Annotated in this window: 7 protein-coding genes; all 7 read right to left on the bottom strand. The window is 40.4% G+C overall.

The annotated features are described in order from the left end of the window. Positions 1-1691: glucosaminidase domain-containing protein (locus RWM06_RS09215; RefSeq protein ID WP_313970899.1), on the bottom strand; the 1691-nt coding region annotated here is incomplete at its 3' end. 98 nt (positions 1692-1789) lie between these two features. Beyond that, the gene (locus tag RWM06_RS09210; protein ID WP_313970898.1) at positions 1790-2776 is read right to left on the bottom strand and encodes a dihydroorotate dehydrogenase; all 987 of its coding nucleotides are present in this window, start codon (positions 2774-2776) and stop codon (positions 1790-1792) included. Beyond that, positions 2739-3539 (bottom strand): dihydroorotate dehydrogenase electron transfer subunit, encoded by an 801-nt coding sequence (locus RWM06_RS09205; protein ID WP_313970897.1) that lies wholly within the window; start codon positions 3537-3539, stop codon positions 2739-2741. The genes RWM06_RS09210 and RWM06_RS09205 overlap by 38 nt, the downstream gene beginning before the upstream one ends. Before the next feature lie 248 nt (positions 3540-3787). Further along, positions 3788-4168: a VOC family protein gene (locus tag RWM06_RS09200; protein ID WP_313970896.1), complete on the bottom strand. Its 381-nt coding sequence runs from the start codon at positions 4166-4168 to the stop codon at positions 3788-3790. Between the two features lie 57 nt (positions 4169-4225). Further along, positions 4226-4585, bottom strand: a complete 360-nt coding sequence (gene rplT, locus RWM06_RS09195) for a 50S ribosomal protein L20 (RefSeq protein WP_000124834.1) — start codon at positions 4583-4585, stop codon at positions 4226-4228. Between the two features lie 51 nt (positions 4586-4636). Continuing rightward, the gene (gene rpmI, locus RWM06_RS09190; RefSeq protein ID WP_001125943.1) at positions 4637-4837 is read right to left on the bottom strand and encodes a 50S ribosomal protein L35; all 201 of its coding nucleotides are present in this window, start codon (positions 4835-4837) and stop codon (positions 4637-4639) included. 32 nt (positions 4838-4869) lie between these two features. Continuing rightward, positions 4870-5217 (bottom strand): translation initiation factor IF-3 (infC, locus tag RWM06_RS09185; protein ID WP_313970895.1); only part of this gene is annotated, 348 nt, incomplete at its 5' end.

Below are 5217 nucleotides of genomic sequence, written 5' to 3'. Positions count from 1 at the left end.
TCATTGATTTTCATCATCACACTAGCAATTTTTTCGCCCCAATAAGGGTCTGAGGCATATTCAACATTCATACCAGACGCCTTGTTTCCAAGGAAAGTTCTGCCCCTATCGATATAATTTTCCTTAATCCACTTTGTTGCACCTAAAATTCCCTTATCCACATCATCAAATGTCTTGGCAGAAAGGTACGGGGTCGTATCATAGGCTGTAATTCCAAAGAAATTATTCTTATCTTTGGCAATATTGCTACGTCCCCAGTCACTTTCTAAGGCACTATGGGCAAGGAGGTAAAGGGCATTGATATGGTAATGTTCTTCGGCTTCCTTAAAGGTAGCTCCCTTATTTTCCAAGAGGCTATTGTCAATATTTAACAGACTAAATACCTTATCCAAATCTTCAGCACTATAGTTTGTAGCCTCTGTTAAATCTTTGAAAAGGAAGGGATTCTCAAGCTTAAAATCATCAAAATGCAGGCCATCTGCCGAATAATATTTCTTGCCTACTTCCATATCAGAAAGATGAGAAGCTACTGGGATACTAGCATACTGGCTCACATAGTGATAAAAACGATGCCCATCACTCTCATAATAAGGGATAAAGTCCTTACTAGCATCTAGCGCTTGTAAATCTTCTGTTTTCATATAGCCTGACAAACCAGATACAGTAATAGCCAGGCGCTTGTCATCACTTTTTCTATCCTTATCTAGCCAGACGACACTACCTTGCGATATATAGGAGAGCTTTTCACCATCTGCATCATAAACATTCGCTGTGACAGGCACTACTTGATAGTAAGCAGCATTTTCGTTTGTAGCTCTTTCTCCAAGCCATTTACCATCACTTCCAAACTGATAACCATCGACTGTCTCATTTTTCGCCATGTAGCCACCAGATTTGAAGTAGTACCAGGCTTGACTTTTAGCATCGTATAGCCATTCTTTCTCAGCCATTTTCCCATCAGATTTGAGATAAAACCAAGATTCCTTATCCCAAATCCATTCATTTACTGCCATATAGCCACCAGATTTTAGATAATAATAGTGACCATTTTCGAAAATCCATTCTTTATCAGCATGATTTCCATTTTCTTTGATGTAAAACCAAGATTGGTATTGTTTGTCAAAAAGCCAACCTTGCTGTACTTTGGCACCACTAGAATTCACATAAGCCTGATCAATCCACTGACTTGTCAGTAAATAACCACCGGATTTGAAATAATAGTCCTTACTCTTGATTTGGAGCCATTCTTTCTCTGCGTGTTGCCCATCTGCTTTTATATAAAACCAAGCGTCGTATTGAGAATCATAGACCCAGTCTTCTATTATTTTGGCACCTGTTGCACCAACATAGGAAGTTCCTACCCATGCATTTCTTTTCATCTTTCCATCTTGGTCAAGATAATAAAAGGCTCCCTTGTCTTCTACCCATTCTGACTTGGCCATATAGCCACCAGATTTGAGGTAAAAATAGTTGTCACCTTGCTTTAGCCATTCATTTTCAGCATAGTTAGCATCTGCTTTTATATAAAACCAAGATTGATAATGAGCATCAAAAACCCACTCATTGGCTGCTTGACTGCCATCCGCTTTCAGGTATTGTTTTCCTTGCCAAGTACCATCGCTAGCCATTGCACTCTCTGGTCTGACTAAGAAAAATAGCAGGGCTAAAAAAATAAATCTCAATTTCTTCATTAACTTTCTTCCTCTGTTCTTACTCATTTCATTATATCAAAATTCTCTATAATCAACATTACAAACTAATAAAAAATCAAGAACAGATTGATTGCAGTTTACCTCAGAGACTCTTTTACTTCCTTGCGAAGATTTTCTAGACTGCTAATGCCGTATATGTCCATAACCTTTGGCAGATTTTCGATGATATCAGGACAGGCATATGGATTGGTAAAGTTAGCTGTTCCAACTCCGATTGCAGAGGCTCCAGCCAGATACATTTCTAGGGCAGCTTCTGCCGAATCCACTCCCCCCATTCCAATGATAGGCAGGTCTGTTGTTTGGGCGACTTGGCGGATGAGTTTGAGTGCTACTGGAAAAACTGCTGGACCAGACATTCCACCTGTTCCATTGGCCAAGATTGGTTTTCTGGTTTTGAGGTCAAAACGCATTCCAACCAGAGTATTAATCATAGTCAAGCCACATGCCCCCGCATCCTCTGCTGCCTTTGCGACAGTAACGATATCGGTCACACTAGGAGTTAGTTTGACATAAACTGGTACATCAGAGGCTTCCACAGCTGCTTTCACCACATCATAAGCTAAATCTGGATCTTGACCAATCAAGAGTCCATGATTACAGTGATCTACGTTGGGACAAGAAATATTGAGCTCAATAGCCTTCACATTAGCTGCCTTAGAAATACCATGAGAAACAGCAGCATACTCTTGTTTTGAAAAACCAGCTACATTGGCGATAATAGGAAGATTTGGATATTCTCTTTCCAGCCAAGGTAACTTTTCAGCCAAAACAACCTCCAAACCAGGATTTTGCAAGCCAATTGCATTAAGCATACCAGCGGGTGTTTCTGCCACCCTTGGAGTTGGATTGCCAAAACGGGGTTCAAGAGTTGTCGCCTTGATCATAATAGAACCTAAAAGGTCTAAATCATAGTACTTGGCATACTCTTGACCAAAACCAAAACAGCCTGATGCTGGAATAATCGGATTTTTCAAATCCAAACCAGGTAGAGAAACTTGTAAACGATTTCTAGTCATGATTTTCTCCTTATAATACAACTGTTCCTGTACGGAAAACAGGGCCATCTTCACAGACACGTTGGCTGACCGTCTCGCTTTCTGGCACTTTTAGGACACAGGCATAGCAGGCACCCATCCCACAAGCCATACGGGATTCCAGAGATAGATAGGCTCTTGGATGGTTATAAAAGGTTTGATTGATATACTTCATCATTCCAGGCGCCCCACATGAGTAAACAGCATCAAATTGATTGTCTAAATCCTTGATAACAACTGAAACATTTCCTTTAGTGCCATAAGAACCATCATCTGTCGTTACAAAGACTTGACCATATTGAGCTAATTCCGTCTCTAAAATAACAGCATCCTTATTAGCAAAACCGAGAACTGTCACTACTTTCACACCACGCGCATGCAATTCCTTGGCTACCTCAAGCAAGGGCGGAACACCAATCCCCCCACCAACAAGGAGTACCTGACTCTGCTCATCAAGGTCAGACAAGTCAAAACCATTTCCCTGAGGACCCATCACATCAAGAGTATCCCCCTGACTTAAGGTTGAGAAAATAGCTGTCCCAGCTCCCTCAATCCGGTAAATGAGATGACACTGCTTCTTTACCTTATCAATAGACGAAATTGAAATAGGACGACGCAAAAGATGGGCATCATCAGGCACACGCAGATGAAGAAATTGGCCTGCCCGCATAGCTTCAACCATTTCCCCTTCTAGGACTAATTCAAAGATTGCTGGTGCGATTTCCTCCTGTGCAACCACCTTCATGGTTTCCAATCGAATCGCACCCAAACGTTTCTTACATGTGGGATTCATGACTTTTCCTCCTTAAATTTTAAGGGGACCAGACAAAGAAAAGACCTTGCTAGTGCAAGGCCTCAGTTAAAATCGTACAACACAAGAGAGCACACTCAAAAAGTCTCCTCTAGAAAATTGTACTATTCTTTTATCTGACACCTTGTGAGTCTCTCTGGACTCCCCTTAAAGGTTAAATTTTTACTAGTATACTCTTTCAGCTAAAAAAAGTCAAGTAGAAAACGAACATTCTACTTGACTTCACGAGATTATTTTTCACGAATGACTTCAACCTTGTAGCCATCAGGATCTTTGACAAAGTAATAGTTAGGTGCAGTTCCTGGAAGTCCATTAGGGGCTGTCACTTCATATCCTTTGGCACTATGCTCTTGATGAAGCGCCTCAAGATCAGGTGTACTGAGGGCGATATGGGCAAATCCATCTCCAAGCACATAAGGACCGTGATCGTAGTTATAAGTCAACTCCAACTCATAATCGTCACCCTCAAGCCCTAGATAGACAATCGTGAAGGCATGGTCTGGAAAATCTCTGCGACGCAATTCTTTAAAACCAAAAGCATCTTGATAAAATGCAATTGATTTTTCAAGATTTTCTACTCGCAAGCAAGTATGTAGCATTTTTGAAGCCATATTTTCTCCTTTATTTTTAAAAAGACTGGGACAATCCTGTTCCAGTCTTATCTGTTATTATTTACCAAGTTTTGCTTTAGCTGCATCTGCAAGAGCTGTGAAAGCTGCTGCATCGTTAACAGCCAAGTCAGCAAGCATTTTACGGTTAACTTCGATCTCAGCCAATTTCAAACCATGCATCAATTGTGAGTATGAAAGTCCGTTCATACGAGCTGCCGCGTTGATACGAGTGATCCACAATTTGCGGAAGTCACGTTTTTTCTGACGACGGTCACGGTATGCATAGTAGTAAGAGTTCATTACTTGTTCTTTTGCAGTACGGAACAAGATGTGTTTAGCTCCATAGTAACCTTTTGCTAATTTAAGAATACGTTTACGACGTTTGCGTGATACAACGCCACCTTTAACACGTGCCATGTTTTATTTCCTCCAAATATTTCCTAGAATTCTTTACTTACAGTCAAGCTATTATTTCAAGCGAGTAAGCATTGCTTTGATACGTTTGTAATCTCCTGAATGCACCATAGATGCTTTACGAAGATGACGACGTTGTTTCTTAGTTTTTCCGTGGAAACGGTGAGAAGTGTAAGCACGGAAACGTTTAAGTCCACCAGAACCTGTACGTTTGAAACGTTTAGCTGATGCGCGGTGTGTTTTTTGTTTTGGCATGATTTTTTCTCCTTTATTTAACTTTCTGACAATTATTTTTTGTCAGTCGCTGGCGCCAATTGCATGAACATTTGACGTCCATCCATTTTAGCACGTTGTTCGATGATGGCAATATCTTGAGTTGCTTCAGCAAACTCGGCTAAAACTTTTGCACCAATCTCTTTATGGGTAATCATACGACCCTTAAAGCGAATAGATACCTTAACTTTATTTCCTTTTTCAAGGAATTTGCGTGCATTGCGAAGTTTTGTATCAAAGTCACCCTTGTCAATAGTTGGACTTAGACGAACTTCTTTCACAGTAACAACACTTTGTTTTTTACGTTGTTCTTTTTGCTTCTTCTGGTACTCAAATTTGAACTTACCGTAGTCCATAATTTT

This window comes from uncultured Streptococcus sp. (genome assembly GCF_963516575.1).
GTDB lineage: Bacteria > Bacillota > Bacilli > Lactobacillales > Streptococcaceae > Streptococcus.
Note: the sequence above shows the minus strand (reverse complement) of the source record. Positions and strands in the feature narration are given on the sequence as shown.

Excerpts from the sequence above, each read along its gene's own strand:
- RWM06_RS09210 (WP_313970898.1), bottom strand. The coding sequence starts at position 2,776 with ATGGCCCTGTTTTCCGTACAGGAACAGTTGTATTATAAGGAGAAAATC.
- RWM06_RS09200 (WP_313970896.1), bottom strand. The coding sequence starts at position 4,168 with ATGGCTTCAAAAATGCTACATACTTGCTTGCGAGTAGAAAATCTTGAA.
- rpmI (WP_001125943.1), bottom strand. The coding sequence starts at position 4,837 with ATGCCAAAACAAAAAACACACCGCGCATCAGCTAAACGTTTCAAACGT.
- rplT (WP_000124834.1), bottom strand. The coding sequence starts at position 4,585 with ATGGCACGTGTTAAAGGTGGCGTTGTATCACGCAAACGTCGTAAACGT.
- RWM06_RS09205 (WP_313970897.1), bottom strand. The coding sequence starts at position 3,539 with ATGAATCCCACATGTAAGAAACGTTTGGGTGCGATTCGATTGGAAACC.